The sequence below is a fragment of the Micromonospora sp. HB375 genome, assembly GCF_017872985.1.
GTDB classification, from domain to species: domain Bacteria; phylum Actinomycetota; class Actinomycetes; order Mycobacteriales; family Micromonosporaceae; genus Micromonospora; species Micromonospora chalcea.
The window spans coordinates 523,402-538,551 of the sequence record NZ_JAGGJO010000001.1 but is presented as its reverse complement, the minus strand read 5'-3'; the positions used below and the strand labels follow the sequence as shown (position 1 = coordinate 538,551).

Genomic DNA, 15,150 nt, shown 5'->3' with positions numbered 1-15,150 from the left:
CCGGCGGTCGTCCATGGTGGTTCATGTCGGGGTGCAGGTAATCTCGGCAGCCCGCCCGGAGTGGATCTTCCCGTTCACCGGGCTGCAGCCCGTCCAGTTCCGCCGGCTGGTCAGGCTGGTCGCTGGACGCGGCGGTGACGCGATCGCGGATGGGCGGCCGGGGCGGCAGTGGTCGCTTGATCTGGCTGATCGGGTGTTGCTGGTCGCCGCGTACTGGCGGACGAACCTGACGATGCGGCAGATCGGTCCGCTGTTCGGGGTGTCGCACTCCGCCGCGCACCGGGTCATCGACACCCTCGGCCCGCTGCTGGCGTTGGCTCCGGTACGGCGGCGTCGGGTCGACCAGATCGCCATCGTCGACGGCACCCTGGTCCCGACCCGCGACCACCGCCTCGCGGCACCGAGCAAGAACTACCGCTACTCGACGAACCTGCAGGTCGCTATCGACGCCCACACCCGTCTCGTCGTGGCCTTGGGCGACCCGCAGCCCGGCAACCGCAACGACACCATCGTCTACCGCACCTCCGGCATCGACGCCAAGCTCGCCGGTAGGCCGGTCATCGCCGACGGCGCCTACCGCGGCAACCCCGACGTGATCATCCCGTACCGCAAACCCACCGACGGCAGCGAGCTACCCGACTGGAAGAAGGACCTGAACAAGCAGCACCGCACCGTCCGAGCCCAGGTCGAACACGCCCTGGCCCGGATGAAGACATTCAAGATCCTCCGCGACTACCGCCGCGCCGCCCACACATTGACCGACACCGCTTCCGGCATTGCCCACCTCCACAACATCATCCTGCTCGGATGACACCGGCACCGTTGCGAGGCAACGCCTTCACCGAGTTACGAGACGTCCTTTAAGCTAGACCGATCCCGGCGCAACCCATTGCCTAGATCTCGGGAAGCCTCAACCACAATGGAAGGAGCGCCGCCTTGACGGAAGTAATCGACGTCCCGGACAATTGGGTTTACGTCGTCACGGACATTGAGGTCGACGGCCCGTGGCCTGGCCCCAACTCGATGAGGTCGTTCGCTTCCGTCGCTGTGACCTGCAACGGCGAGGAGCTCGGCGCCTTCGAGGCCGTCCTCGAACCTCTCCCAGGTGCGGCTCCGAACCCTGCCACGTATGCATGGTTCCAGACCCAACCCGAGGCGTGGGCCGCAGCAACGACCAATCCCCAACCCGTTCATGAGGTGATGACGCAGTTCGCCGAGTGGGTTCGCGCCCTGCCGAAATCGCGCATCTTTGCCGCCTCTCCGATCGCCTCCGACGGCGGCTGGATCGACTACTATCTCCGCCGCTTCACCCGCTACGGTTTGGTCCAGGGCCCCTATGAAGAGGACGTCCTCTTCAACGGTCCTGGACTGTGCCTGCGCAGCTACGCCGCAGCTGTGACGGGCCGTCCGGTAGCCGACATGTCACCGCAGACCTTGCCTGCGGAATGGTTCGGCAACATTGCGCACACTCACCAGGCAATCGATGACGCGCGTGGCTACGCGCATTTGCTTGGCGTGCTGTTCAGGCGAGCGCGGACGCTCCAGGCGTGCGCCTGTTAAATAACGCCGCGACAAGCTGCACGGTCCCTACAGTCGGACTCGCCAGCAGCAGCCGCCCGGGCAGCCGATTCGCGTGCGGCCACGGCTCGGCGGCACAGCGCCGAGCCGTCAAGCGACGCAAGGCCCGACGGGCCTGATGTTGCCGCTGCCCACCGACCGCATAGGCTGCTGGGCGGACCGGTACCTCAAGAGGAGACTACGACAGATCATGGATGTTTTTGCCGTCACGGGCGGGGCTGGCTTCGTCGGCTCGCACCTCATCCGCGCGTTGCTGGAAGCCTACCCGGACGCGAGGATCGTCTCCGTAGATATCTACCTTCCCGGCACTCCCGGCATTCGGGTTGAAGACCGGCGAGTGACACACCTTGACGTCAGCACGGTGGACATCAATGAGGAGTGGGAGGCAGCCGGGCTGCCAGCCCCGACCGCCGTCTTCCACCTCGGCGAGTACGCGCGCATCGTCCAGAGCTTTGACGAGGTGGACCTGTGCTGGGAGCTCAATATCCGGGGCACCAAGGAGGTCGTCCGGTTCTGCCATCGGCACGGGGCCAAACTGGTGTACGCGGGGTCCAGTTCCAAGTTCGGCAACGACGGCCAGGACGAGAACTTGAGCCCATACGCGTGGACCAAAGCGAAGAACGTCGAATATATTGCGAATTTCGCCAACTGGTACGGCCTCGACTACGTAATTACGTACTTCTACAACGTCTATGGGCCGGGCCAGATTAAGGACGGTAAGTACGCGACCGTTATTGGTATCTTCGAGTCGCAGTATGAGCGGGGCGAGACGTTGACTGTCGTCTCCCCCGGCACCCAGACCCGGGACTTCACCCACATCGACGATATTATCGACGGCATCCTGCGCTGCTACCGGGAAGGCAGCGGCGACGGCTACCTGCTGGGCGCCGGCCAGGAGTGGTCCCTGGCCGAGGTGGCGAAGATGTTCACCGACAACTGGGTCCTGGTGCCAGCCCGGCAGGGCGAGCGGGTGCGCGGTCAGGCCGACACCACGAAAGCCCGGAGTCTGGGCTGGCAGCCGACCCAGTCCCTTCCGGAGTACGTGACCGCCGTCAAGGCCGAGCTGGACGCCAACCGCGGGGCCCGCGACGAGCTGGGCAGTGCGGCGTCCCCGGCCTGACCCCATGGGTCCACCGCATCCCATTCCATGCTCGGTGTGGCGCCCAGTACACCGACATTCGACTGGTGCGGCATGAACGGTCATCCCGGGCGGGCCCGAACCATCCCGAGGGTGGTCGGGCCCGCCGGGTGGCCCGAACCGTCAGAAGAGCACGCGGCGGGAGTCCTGGCTTCGCGCGCCCGCCGCGCGACGCAGGTCACGGCTGACGATCATCCGCTTGAGCCAGCGGTCCGTCCCGTCGTAACGGGAGATGAACGGCTTGCGCCCGTGCACCGCCCGGTAGTTGTCAACGATCAGCAGGTCCCCCTGCTCGACCACGACTGCCCGGTCGTGCGCGGCCAGCTGCGCCATCAACTCGTCGAGCGCCTCGTCTGCCACCGCGTCCGCGCCCGTCATGAAGGGCCGGTCGATGCAGAGGTAGGGGCTGGCGGGATCGCCCGAGAGGACCGCCACGGCCGGCGGCGCGTCGCGCAGCTCGATCGCCCGGGCCAGCGCTGGTGAGTCCGGGTGACGGGCCTCCAACTGGCGGATGTGCTCGTCGTCGGGGCGGATGTGGAACCGCGGCTGGGACAGGATCCGCCGGTGGGCGGGGCTCAGCTCCACGTCGGTCACCGCGGCGAGGCAGGTGGGCACCCCGTCGTGGTTCCGTACGCCGAACAGCAGTAGATAGTCGCAGCGGTCCGGGTGGAAGCCGTCCTCGGTGTGAAACTCCAGGAACGTGTCGCTGCTGTGGCCGTTCTGCCGCTTCTCGTCGCCCCGCATCGGCAGCAGGTTCTGGATTATCGAGGAGTTCTGCAGCGTGGCCCAGGTGTAGGGCTCGCCTAGGGCCAGCCCGCACATGGCAAGCAGCACGTCGTGGTCTGCCGTGGGCACCTCCAGCGCGGCCGACCAGGAGGACGGCGTCGGGCCGACCGCCTCGTCCGAGACGGGATATCCATGCAGCACGCAGGCGGCGGCGAACTCGGTGCGCCGGATCTGCTCGAGCACCCGCCGCAGACTGGGGCTCAGCCTGGCGGTCAGATCCCAGTGCTCGTCGTAGAAGCGGGGGTCGCGCAGGGACAACGGCGAGTCGGTAAGTGCGCCGTGGGCGCCTCGGACGGCGGCGATGTCCTCCGCTGTCAGGGTGTAGTGCACCACGGGGTCCTGAGCCATGGGGATCCAATCTGAACAGTCGAGCCAGGCGCCCGGCGACACCGCGGAGACGCCGACGTTAGTGGAACTAGAAGCTGATGGTGCGTTCGATGAGCTGGAGCACGGCCGCCCGGTGTTCGTTAAGGTAGAAGTGGCCCCCGGGAAAACCGTGCAGCGTCGGCTCGCTCTCGGTGAGCTCGCCCCAGGCCTCGAGCCGCTCCATCGAGACGACGTCGTCCCGGCCATAGAGCACGTGCACCGGTACGGTCAGGGCGGGGCCGGGCCGGAATCGGTACTCCTCGACTCGCCGGTAGTCGGCGCGCAGCGGCGGCACGATCACCGCGGCCAGCGCCGGCTCGTCCAGCACCTCCTGCGGCACGGCCCCGTGCCGCTGGGCGACGGCCCGCAGGAAGTCGGCGTCCGCCAGGTGCGCCAGCGGCGGTTCCGGGCGCGGCAGGTGCGGTGGCGGGCAGGCAGACAGCCACAGGCACCGGGGCGGTTCCCGGTCCTCAGCGACGAGCTTCCTGGTCATCTCGTACGCGAGCAGGGCGCCCATGCTGTGTCCGAAGAAGCCGAACGGCCCGCTCGGCGGCAGCTCCGCCAGCAGGGCCGTCACCATGTCATCGACGCTGCCGGCGTCCGGCTCGCGCCAGCGTCCACCGCGGCCCGGGTACCGCACCCCCACCAGATCGATGTGCCCCCGGCTGAACACCGAGCGGGAAAATTCCGCCCCGGTCCCACCCGCATGGGTCAGATAGTAGATCCGGAAGGGAGCGGACCGCTCCGGCGACCGGCCGGCCGGGGCGAGGCCCGCAGCCGGCCGGGACGAGGAATCCGTACGCATCAGGTCTCCGCCGGCACGGGCACGAAATCGCAGGCGTACGTCTGATGGATGGCGGTGCGGAGCGCCTCGAGCCCGTCGTGGTCGGCGGCGTGCCCGAACACGGTGCAGAGCTGGCTCACCGAACCCACCCGCCAGTCGACCACGGACCCCGGCCGGGCGACGGCGACGATCCGGTCGACGCCCTCCATGGCGCGTAGCCCGTCCAGCCCGCGTACCCGGGTCACCCGGACGCGGTCCTGCGGCGACAGGACGCTCATCTCGAACACGACGTCACCCTCTGGCGGGGCGGCCGGCTGCGGTCGGCGCCCGAGCACCACCTCGAAGGCCATGGCGATCGGGTCCCGGCCGCCCACCTTGCGGACGATGTCCGCCACCCCGCCGCCGAGGCGGCCGTTCACCTCGATGATCTTCGGTCCGGCCGCGGTGAACTTGACCTCGGTGTGGGTGATCCCGTAGCGCACGCCGAGCGCGTCAACCGCGCGCGCCGCCAGCTCGTTGACCCGGGCCAGCGTCTCCGGGTCCAGGGTCGACGGGTAGAAGTCCCCGGTCTCGCGGAACGGCACCGCCAGCGGGAACTTTCCCAGCGTCACCACGTGCTGGTGCTCCCCCTCGAAGCTCACGTGCTCGACCGAGACGTGGTCGCCCCACTGCGGCCCGGTAGAGCTCGGGTCGCCGACCAGCAGCTCCTCGACGACGAACTCCTCGCGCACCACGAGGGTCTCCGCCACGGCCTTCCAGTCCTCGTGGTCGTCTATGCGGAAGGTGTCCCGGGAGTGGGTGCCGACCGCCGGCTTGAGCACCACCGGCGGACCGAGCAGGTCGATCGCTCGGCCGGCCTCCTCGAGGGTACGCACTGACTCGTACCGCACCGCGTCTACGCCGGCCTCGGCCAGCCGACGCCGCTGGGCGGACTTCCTGGTCAACCGGTCCAGCGTGGCGAGGTCGTGGCCGCGCACGCCGAGCCGGTCGGCGAGTTCGGTGGCGAAGCGGAGCGCGTACTCGCTGAAGGTCAGCACGCCCGCCGGAGCGAGCGCCCGGACGTGCGCGGCGACCTGGCCCAGGTCCTGGCCCCGGAAGTCGTGGCTGTCGGCGAGCTCCTCAACGAACTCCGCCACCTCGGCCACGCCGGGCCGACTGCTGTCGTAGAGGAAGTAGAGCTCGCAGATGCCTTCGGCGCCGGAGAGGATCTCCAGCGGTGTGGCGGCACCGTTGTCGTACACCACGACAACCAGCGGGAGGCCTTCGTCCTTCATCATTGTCCCATCCCTGATCTCACGGAGACCCGCCCTATCGGTTCTGCAGCTCGCCGGCACAGGCCGCCGTCACCGCGGCGAGCGTTCCCTCGAAGAAGATCGCGTCGAGCGGCACCTCGACTTGGAGGCGCTCCTCCAGCTGGGCCACCAGCAGCACCGCCGACAGCGAGTTCCCGCCGAGGTCGAAAAAGTTGTCCGTGTCGCCGCAGTCGGTCAGCTCCAGCACTTCCAGCCAGGCCGACCGGACCGTTTCGGTAAGTTCCACATCGGTGGGCACGGCGTACTCCATTGGTCGCAGGGAGGCGGTCATCGGCTCGCCGGGGTCAGGGAGCTGTCCGCCGCCGCCAGCGCCGTCCAGGTGTGGTCGAGGTCCGCGCGCTCCGCCGGCACGTCCAGCACCAGCGTCCGGACGCCCAGGTCGAGGTACGCGCGGAGCAACGCGCCCACCTCGTCGTACGACCCGACGAGGTAGGGACAGAACGTCCGGTAGGTGCGGAACGGGTAGAGCCAGTACGGGTCCCGGCCGCCGCCGGCCGCCGTGCTGCTCAGTTCCGCGTACCACTGGGAGTCGGACATCCGGGCGGTCATCCGGTGCAGCCGCTCCCCGGCCGGGTCCTCGGGGAAGCGCGACAGCGCCACGTCCCAGGCCGCGCTGCTGGTGCTGCGCGCGATGACGCCGATCCGGATGCCCCACTCACCACCGGTGGCGTCGGGCTGCGCGTACTCGGTGGGCGTCAGCGGGTACGCCAGCCGGGTCACGCCCAGCGCCGCAGCCGCCTGCCGGCTGGCCGGCGACGAGCCGGAGAGGTAGTAGGTCGGCAGCAGTTCCTCGGGCACCCGGTGCGGCAGGGTGGCGCCCTTGAGGCGGTAGTGCTCCCCGGTGTGCGACACCGGCCGGCTCGCCGCCAACAGCGCCCGCATCACCTTGGCGTACTCGGTCAGCCGGGCGTAGCGGGTGTCGTGCCCGGTCTCGTCGCCCAGCGCCTTCAGGTGGGTGGGTGAGCCGCCGGTCACCAGGTTGATCGCCAGCCGCCGTTCGCGCAGGAACGCGGTGGACATGACCATCCGGGCCGCCGTGTACGGCGACATGTAGACCGGCTGGGTCGCCACCAGCGGCAGGATCCGCTCGGTGCTCTCCAGGACGGCCTGGGCCACCAGCCACGGGTCGATCAGCGAGTTGTCGGTGTAGACCAGCATGCCGGCGCAGCCGGCCTCCTCGGTCCACCGCGACACCTCACCGACCCGGTCGAGGAAGGCCTTGCCGCCCGGCGCCTCGGAGGGCGGACAGGTGGTGAACACCTCGATCGTCATGACTCCCGCCTTTCCGTGTTCTCCCCGGTCGCGGGCAGGGTTGGGCGGGTCACGCCGCCACCACCCGGACCGGCAGCGACGTCATGCCGAGGATGAAGTTGGAGCGCAGCCGGCGGGCCTCGCCGTCGGGCTCGAGCCGGACGCCCCGGCCCAGCAGCGCCTTGTAGAGGATGGAGAGCTCGGCGTTGGCGGTCGGCGCGCCGATGCAACGGTGCAGGCCGCTGCCGTACGTGAGGTGCCGGTTCGGCGAGCGCCGGATGTCGAACCGCTCCGGCGCGACAAACTGCTCCTCATCGAAGTTGGCCGAGACGTTCCAGAGCGCGACGAGCTGCCCCTTGCGGATTTCCATCCCGCCGATCTCCGCGTCCCGGGTGGCCAGCCGCGCCACGTACGCGTTGGTCGAACTCCAGCGCAGGATCTCGTCGAGGGCGGAGGGCAGCAGCTCCGGGTCGTCGAGCAGCAGCTCGTACTGTTCCGGGTTGGTCAGCAGGGCGTGCAGGCCCGTGCAGGCGGTGTACGACGAGGTCTCGTTACCTCCGACCGCCACGTTCATGCAGTTGTAGAGGATCTCGTCCTCGGTCATTCGGCGGCCGTTGATCTCGGCGTGCGCCAGGATGCTCACGACGTCGTCACCGGGCTCCCGCCGTCGCTCCTTGACCAGGTCGGCGAAGTACTCGAACACCTCGCTCTGCAACCAGGCCAGCCGCAGCCGCTCATCATCGTCGATGTCCACGAAGACCGGGTCGCGGAAGCCGATCATCCGGCGGGTGATGCCGATCAGCTCGTGGGCCTCCGCGTGCCCCACGTTCATCATCGTCATGACCGCGCCGGCGGGCAGCTCGGTGGCCACCTCCGTGGCAAAGTCCCCGCCACCGTCTTGGACCAGCCGGTCGACGGCCTGGTCGACCAAGGTCGACACCCTCTCCCCCACCCGGGCCACCATCGCCGGGGAGAACGCCGGGTAGAGCACCTGCCGGATCATGCGGTGCCGGGGCAGGTCCGAGGCGACCAGCATCTTGCCAGCCGCGGTGTCCCGCTCGTGGCGGAACGACCCGCCGAGCACGGCGCCGGCCGACGAGCTGAACGCCGCGTGGTCGCGGTAGGCGGCGGCCACGTCGGCGTACCGGCACAGCGACCAGAAGCCGCCGCCGTCGGGGCCGCCGCTCCAGTGCACCGGGTCCTCCTGCCGAAGGCGGGCGAACACGGCGTGGTGCTCGCCCCGGACGAAGAGGTCCGGGTCGGTCAGGTCCGCGATGGAGGTGTGGGTCACGGCGCCTCCTCCCGCTCGGTGATGACGGCGGCGAGGTCCCGCAGCACGGTGTTGTCCAGGATCTCCCGGAACTCCAGGTTGATCCCCAGGTCCCGCTTGATCCGGCGCTGCAACCGGAACGCCAGCAGGCTGTGTCCGCCGAGGCTGAAAAAGTCGTCGGTGGCACCGACCGACTCCGCGCTCAACAGCTCCTCCCACGCCTGGGCCAGCCACTTCTCGCTCGGCGTCGAGGGCTCGACCCGGTTGGCCCGGCGCTCCAGGTGGGCGCCCAGCGTGGCCCGCAGGTCGTCCCAGTCGCGCTTGCCGTGGTCGGTCATCGGGATGCGGTCGAGGATGACGAACTCGCTCGGCACCATGTAGTCCGGCAAGGCCTCGACGGCGTGGTCCCGCAGCGCCCGCACCGTGACAGTGTCCTGCGGCACCACGAACGCCACCAGCCGGCGGTCCTCGCCCTGACCCCAGCTCAGCACCGCCGCCTCGACGACCTCCGGGTTACGGGCCAGCACCCGCTCCACCTCGCCCGGCTCCACCCGGTAGCCCCGGATCTTCACCTGGCCGTCCGCCCGGCCGACGAACATCAGCTCGCCGTCCGGTCTCCGGGAGGCGAGGTCGCCTGTGGCGTACATCCGGGAGCCGTCCGCCGCGAACGGGTCCGGCAGGAACCGCGCCGCGGTCAGGCCCGGCGCACCGAGGTAGCCGCGGGCCACCCCGGCGCCGCCGATGTGCAGCTCGCCGACCCCGCCCGGCGGGACCGGCCGGAGCCGCTCGTCGAGCACGTACGCCATGGCGCCGGCGAGCGGGGTGCCGATCGGCACGCTGTCGGCGTCCGGCGCGAGGCCGGACACCTCGTGGGCGGTGCACGCCGTCGTCGCCTCCGACGGGCCGTAGAGGTTGAAGAACCGGCCGCCGAAGCCGGTGGCGAGCAGCTCTTGGCAGGCGGCCGGCGAGAGGACGTCACCACCGGTGTGCAGGATGCGCACCGACGAGAAGGCGTCCCGGTCCTCACGGAGGATGTGGTTGACCGCCATGGTCGGCACCAGGATCGCGCTGATCCGGGCTCGGCGCAGCTCCCGCCGAATGTCCGTCTCCAGCAGCTCGGCGATGGCCGGCAGCACGACGACCGTCGCCCCGGCCGCGAACACGCACCAGGTCTCGAACTGGAAGGCGTCAAACGACAGGCTCGACACCTGGGCCACCCGGTCGGCCGGGGTGAGCTCCGGCAGCGCGGGGTTGTGCGCGAACGAGACCAGGTTCCGATGTTCCAGGACGATCGCTTTCGGCGTGCCGGAACTGCCCGAGGTGAACAGGACCGCGGCGGCCTGCTCTGGGGCGACGTCGACGGCCGACGCGGCGAGCTCCGCCGCGTCGGCCGGGACGCGGGTCCAGCCCACCACCCGCCGGTTTAGGTGGGCCAGGCGGTCGACCCAGTCCGGCCGGGTCAGGACAACCGCCGCGTCGCTGCCCTCGATCATGGTGTCGCGGCGGCTGTCCGGCAGCCGGCTGTCGATCGCGACGAACGCGCCCCCGGCCTTGACGATGCCGAGCAGCGCCACGAAGACGTCCAGCCCCCGGCTGAGGCAGACGGCGACCCGGTCCTCGGCCCCGACGCCCAGCTCGACCAGCTGTCCGGCCAGGGCGTCCGAGGCCCGGTCCAGCTCGCGGTAGGTCAGCGTCTCGTCGCCGTACGCCACGGCCGGCTGGTCCGGCAACGCCGCGACCGTCCGGCGGAAGCTCTCCACCAACGTGGCCGGGCCGGCCGGGTCACCCGCCGGGTTCGACGTGGCGGTCGGCCGCAGGTCCGTCCAGATGCCGTCGACGACCGTGAGGCACTCCTCGCGGGAACCGGCCTTCCCATGCGGGTGCCACCCCTGCGGAGTCTCGACGGACGCCGGCCACACGCTGTACTGGCCTACGTCGTTGCGCACGACGTAGTACCGCTCTTCGAGTTCCATCAGCTTCCGCTTTCTCGCCAGATCGACTTGCTCAACAGGTGGTGGGGTTCAGACCGGCAGCAACGCCAGCCCCGCCGCCGCATCGGAACCGAACACGGTGTGCAGCGCCGTGGAGAGGGCGTCCTCGGCGGTGAGCCGGTCCCCGGCGCCGGGCAGGAGGAGGCGACGGCACACCGCCTCCTCCCCCGCCCACCGGCCGAGGTCGGGCCAGTCCTGCGGGGTGTCCTCGGTGGAGGTGACGACCACCACCGGCACCGGCGACGGCTCCGTGGGCACCGAGGGCACCGCGAGACGCAGCCGGACCTCGCGGGCCAGCCGCGCGCGCAGGGCCGCGGCGTCCGGCGTGTCCGCCTCCGGCGTCACCACCGCGTCCAGCCAGGTCTCCACGTCGTCGACCCGCTCCGGGTCGGGAACGGGGCGTACGCCGGGGCCGCTCGACCGGTGCCGACCGGCTGGGTCGACCAGCACCACGCCCGTCACCGGCACCCCAGCCGCGACGAGCCGCCGGACCACGGCGGCTGCCAGCCGGCACCCGGTGGAGCCAGCGGCCAGCAGCGCCAGCGGGGCGTCCGAGGTCACGGCCAAGTCGCGGCACGCCCGGTCGAGCGCCGCCGCGAGGTCCGGGTGCCCGGGGCGCAGCTCGGCGGAGAGCGCGTCGACCCGGGCGACCGGCAGGTCGGCCAGGCGGTCGCGCAGCTCGACCAGGCCCTGGTCGGTGTCGGCGAGACAGAGCACGCGCGGACCGTCCTCGCCGGAGCGGAGGGTCACCCGCCGCAGCGTGCCGTCACCGCGTCCCCGGATCAGCTCCGCCAGTCGGCGCGGGCTCGGCTGCTGATAGAGATCGTCGAGGTCGAGTTCCTGGTCGAGCTCGTCGCTGAGCAGGCCCACGGCGATCGCCGCCCCCAACGAGCTGCCACCCTGGCGGAAGAAACTCTCCTCCGGACCGGCCGGGTCGCCGAGCATCGCCGAGAAGCGCTCGACGATCAGGGTCTCCACGACGTCGACCGGCAGCCAGCCGGCGTCGGTGGTCCGCTCGGCGAGCCCGGCGCTCACCCGCTCGGCGAGCCGGCGGCGGTCCGTCTTGCCACTGATCGAGCGGGGCAGTGCGTCGGTCACCACGTAGTGCCCGGGCACCATGTAGGGCGGCAGCACCGCCCGGGCCCGGGCGGCCAGCCGCGCGGCGAGGTCCGGGTCCGCCGGCCGCCAGGTCTCCGTTGGCAGCGGCGCGGTCGGCACCAGCACCGCGGCGAGGCTGGTCATCCCCGCCACGGTCACCGGGACCACGGCGCAGGTCAGCACGCCGTCGGCGGCGGCCAGGCAGTGCTCGATCTCGCCCGGCTCGATCCGGTGTCCGGAGACCTTCAGCTGGTCGTCGCTGCGGCCGAGTAGTTCGAGCTGCCCGTCGGCGTCCCACCGACCCAGGTCGCCGGTGCGGTACAGCCGGCCACCCGGCTCGGCCGGCGCTTCGGTGAAGGCGGCAGCGGTGAGTTCCGGCCGCCGGTGGTAGCCGACCGCAAGCGCCCCGCCGCCGATGCACAGCTCACCAGTCGTGCCCGGCGGGGCCGTCGCGCCCCAGCGGTCCCGAAGCACGAACCGGTTGCCGCGCAGCGGCCGGCCGACGCGGATCGGGGTCGGCCCGACCGGCCAGGCGGACGACCAGATGGTGGTCTCCGTCGGTCCGTAGACGTTGAGCGCCAGGTCAGCCGCAGCCAGCAGGCGGTCGCGGACCGCCGGAGTCATCTTCTCGCCGCCGCAGAGCGCCACCCGCAGCCGGCCGGCGAGCCGGGGGGCCAGCACGTCCCAAACCCCGGGGGTGGCCTGGACGACGCTGATCCCGGCCTGCCCGACCAGCCGGCCGAGCTTCACCGGGTCACTCACCTGACCGTCGGAGGCGACCACGACGGTGCCGCCGAGCAGCAACGGCACGAAGAGCTCGATGAACGAGATGTCGAAGGTCACCGTGGTGGCGGCCAGCATGACGTCCGTCCGGTCGAGCGCGGCGACCGACGCGATCTCGCGGAGCACGTTGGTGAACGAGCCGTGGCCCACCACGACGCCCTTGGGCACCCCGGTGGTTCCGGAGGTGTAGAGCAGGTAGGCCGGCGCGTCGGCGGCCGGGGTGGGCAGAGTCGCCGTCCCGCCCGACTCTGCGCCGTCGACGTCCACGATGGCCTCGGTGCCGCCGGTCGCCAGGTCGGCCGCACGGTCCCGGGTGGTCGCGTCCACCACGACGACGTCCGGCTCGGCGTCGTCGAGCAGAAGACGCAGCCGGTCGTCCGGGTGCCGGCGGTCCAGCGGTATGTAGGTCGCGCCGCACAGCCACACCGCCAGCGGCACCACGATCACCGCCGAGCTGCGGCTGGTGCAGGCGGCGACCCGTCCGCCCGCCACCAGCCCGGCCCGGCTCAGCCGACCGGCCAGTGCGACCACCTCGTCCCACAGCCGGCGGTAGCTGGTCACCCCGACGGCGTCGCGCACCGCAGGCCGGTCGGACGCGGCCACGGCGACCTCGCGGACGAGGTCCACCACCCGCTCCCCGGTGACCTCCTCGCCGGCCCCGCTCCACCCGTCGAGCAGCTCCCGCTCCTCGTCGCAGACCACGTCCAGCTCGGCGAGGGTCAGCTCGTCCCGGGTCGCGACGGCGTCCAGGACGGTCAGGAAGCGGCCGCGCAGCCGGTCCGCCGCCTCGTCGCTGATGCGCGCTCTGCGGTACTCGAGGGCGAAGTCGAACCGCCGGCCGTTCTGCTGCGCGTCCAGCACGACGTCGAACTTCGAAATCCGGAACGGGAACGACAAGGGGGTCACGGTGAGGCCGTCCAGCCGCAGCCGGGCCCCGCCGAGGCTGTTCATCCAGAACATCGCCTGGAAGATCGGTGAGACGCCCTCCCGGCGGGGCGGGTTCAGCCCGCGTACCACCGACTCGAACGGCAGGTCCCGGTTCCCCATCGCACCGATCACCACGTCGTTAACCCGCTGCACGACGGTGCTGAGATCGGGGTCGCCGTCGAGCCGTACCCGGATCGCCACCGAGTTCACGAAGTTGCCCACTACGGAGTCGACGTCCTCGTCGTCGCGGCGCATCACCGGGGCGCCGATCACCAGGTCGTCCTCGTTCGCGACCTTGCCTAGCGTCACCGCGTACGCGGTGAGCAGCAGGACGAACGGGGTGACCCGCAGCCGGCGGCAGGCCTCCGCCACGGCGGCGCAGGACCTGTCCGGCAATCGGAAGGTCACCCGGTCCCCCTCGTACGGGAAGCCGGCGTCGGCGGTGGGCGGCAGCTCCAGCTGGGTGGGCGCCCCGGATAGCTCCTCCCGCCAGTACTTCAGCTCGGCGTCGAGGTCCTGCTCCAGTTCCTCCTCCCGGCTGCGCAGTTCCACCGCCGCGTCGGAGTCGGCCAGCGGCAGCGGCGGCAGCGGCTCACCGTTGTAGGCGCGCTGGAGTTCGTCCAGCACCACGCCCTCGGACCAGGCGTCGACGGCGATGTGGTGCACGACCAGGAGGAGGAGCGCCGAGTCGGAGGTCACCACGACCAAACGTGCCCGGATCAGCATGCCGCCGGTCAGGTCAATCGGCTCGTGGACCCAGCCGTCCACCAGGCGCTGAGCCTCTGCCTCCGCGTCGACCGGGTCGCGGTCGGTCAGGTCCATGACGTGCAGCAGGCCCGGTACGGGCTCGTGCACCTCCGCCACGACGTCGACTCCGTCCTCCCGGAACGAGGTCCGCAGCGCGTCGTGCCGGGCCACCACCGTGTCGACGGCCGCGCCGAGCCGCGCCGCGTCCGCCGGGCCGCCGAGGCGGAACAGGATCGGGGTGGAGTACGCCGACCCCGTTCTCTCGTGGCGGTCCAGGAACCACAGCTGTCGCTGCGCGGCCGTCGCTGCATAGATGGTCATCGAGCCCCCGTGTGAAGTGCCGAAAGTGGACCGGGCCCCGGGGCCCGTCCGCCGTGGATCAAGCCGTACCGGAGCGTCCGAACGGCACCGCGGCGCAGGCGGCGAAGACCGACCCGGCGAGGTCGTGCCACGCGCCGTGGGGCATCAGGCTCTCGCCGTCGATCTCATGGAAGGTGACCGGGCCGGTGGTCTCGACCGCCCAGTCGGCGAAGATCGCCCGCTCCTCGGCCGTCGACGCGGTCGCCAGGAACACGTCGATCGGCAGGTCCAGTGGCTCCGCCCGCCGGTACCGGTAGCTCACCGCGAGCGCGAGGTCGGCGGAGATGACCGGCTCGATGAGCGGCCACACGTCCGGGTCGTCGAGCACGGCGGGGGCCATGGCCCCGGTCCGGCGGATCTCGGCACGGACGTCGGTCACCGGCGTCCGGTCACCGGACTGGACGGGCGGGTCACCGACCACCGACATCCGAGCCGGCCCGGGCAGTCCCCGCCGCCGCAGCTCCCGGCACACCTCGAAGGCAAGCAACGCGCCGAGGCAGTGGCCGAAGAAAGCGTACGGCCCGTCGGTGTCCAGGTCGTCGACCAGGTCCTGGACCAACTGGTTGAGGTCGGTCGGGGCCGGCTCCCGGTACCGGTCCTCCCGGCCCGCGCGCCGGGCCACCACCAAGTCGATCTCGTCCGGTACGGCGGCGGACCAGCCACGGAACGGCAGGGCCCCGGCCCCGGACCACGGGAAGCACACGAGCCGGACGGTGCCGCCCCGGGTCAGGGTGACGTAGTTGCTCTTCCTCACGACT

The 15,150-nt window shown here is 71.1% G+C and carries 12 protein-coding genes; 3 read left to right on the top strand and 9 right to left on the bottom strand.

Features of this window, described 5'->3' with window-relative positions; all coding sequences use genetic code 11:
• Window positions 1-31: 31 nt before the first annotated feature.
• From J3R08_RS02695 to J3R08_RS02685, 3 genes are all read left to right on the top strand, one after another.
• A complete protein-coding gene (locus J3R08_RS02695; RefSeq protein WP_209963974.1) occupies window positions 32-811 on the top strand; it encodes a transposase family protein in 780 nt (259 codons plus the stop codon).
• A gap of 125 nt (window positions 812-936) precedes the next feature.
• Window positions 937-1,560, top strand: a complete 624-nt coding sequence (locus J3R08_RS02690) for a hypothetical protein (RefSeq protein ID WP_209959878.1) — start codon at window positions 937-939, stop codon at window positions 1,558-1,560.
• A 208-nt stretch (window positions 1,561-1,768) separates the two neighbouring features.
• Complete coding sequence (locus J3R08_RS02685; protein WP_209959876.1) at window positions 1,769-2,698, top strand: NAD(P)-dependent oxidoreductase; 930 nt, start codon at window positions 1,769-1,771, stop codon at window positions 2,696-2,698.
• 141 nt (window positions 2,699-2,839) lie between these two features.
• On the opposite strand, the gene gntD is transcribed toward J3R08_RS02685, so the two are convergent.
• From gntD to J3R08_RS02640, 9 genes are all read right to left on the bottom strand, one after another.
• A complete protein-coding gene (gene gntD / locus J3R08_RS02680; protein WP_209959874.1) occupies window positions 2,840-3,850 on the bottom strand; it encodes a guanitoxin biosynthesis L-enduracididine beta-hydroxylase GntD in 1,011 nt (336 codons plus the stop codon).
• 67 nt (window positions 3,851-3,917) lie between these two features.
• A complete protein-coding gene (locus tag J3R08_RS02675; RefSeq protein WP_209959872.1) occupies window positions 3,918-4,673 on the bottom strand; it encodes a thioesterase II family protein in 756 nt (251 codons plus the stop codon).
• Window positions 4,673-5,929 (bottom strand): acetyl-CoA carboxylase biotin carboxylase subunit family protein, encoded by a 1,257-nt coding sequence (locus J3R08_RS02670; protein WP_209959870.1) that lies wholly within the window; start codon window positions 5,927-5,929, stop codon window positions 4,673-4,675. Before J3R08_RS02670 ends, J3R08_RS02675 begins: the two co-directional genes overlap by 1 nt.
• Window positions 5,930-5,960: 31 nt before the next feature.
• Window positions 5,961-6,203: a phosphopantetheine-binding protein gene (locus tag J3R08_RS02665; protein WP_209959868.1), complete on the bottom strand. Its 243-nt coding sequence runs from the start codon at window positions 6,201-6,203 to the stop codon at window positions 5,961-5,963.
• A 29-nt stretch (window positions 6,204-6,232) separates the two neighbouring features.
• The gene (locus J3R08_RS02660) at window positions 6,233-7,237 is read right to left on the bottom strand and encodes an LLM class flavin-dependent oxidoreductase (RefSeq protein WP_209959866.1); all 1,005 of its coding nucleotides are present in this window, start codon (window positions 7,235-7,237) and stop codon (window positions 6,233-6,235) included.
• 49 nt (window positions 7,238-7,286) lie between these two features.
• Window positions 7,287-8,507, bottom strand: a complete 1,221-nt coding sequence (locus tag J3R08_RS02655; protein WP_209959864.1) for a cytochrome P450 — start codon at window positions 8,505-8,507, stop codon at window positions 7,287-7,289.
• Window positions 8,504-10,459, bottom strand: coding sequence for an amino acid adenylation domain-containing protein (locus tag J3R08_RS02650; protein ID WP_209959862.1), 1,956 nt, complete (start codon window positions 10,457-10,459; stop codon window positions 8,504-8,506). Before J3R08_RS02650 ends, J3R08_RS02655 begins: the two co-directional genes overlap by 4 nt.
• 48 nt (window positions 10,460-10,507) lie before the next feature.
• On the bottom strand, window positions 10,508-14,353 hold the full coding sequence (locus tag J3R08_RS02645; RefSeq protein WP_209959860.1) for a non-ribosomal peptide synthetase: 3,846 nt from the start codon (window positions 14,351-14,353) through the stop codon (window positions 10,508-10,510).
• Between the two features lie 58 nt (window positions 14,354-14,411).
• Complete coding sequence (locus tag J3R08_RS02640) at window positions 14,412-15,146, bottom strand: thioesterase II family protein (RefSeq protein WP_209959858.1); 735 nt, start codon at window positions 15,144-15,146, stop codon at window positions 14,412-14,414.
• Between the last annotated feature and the right edge of the window lie 4 nt (window positions 15,147-15,150).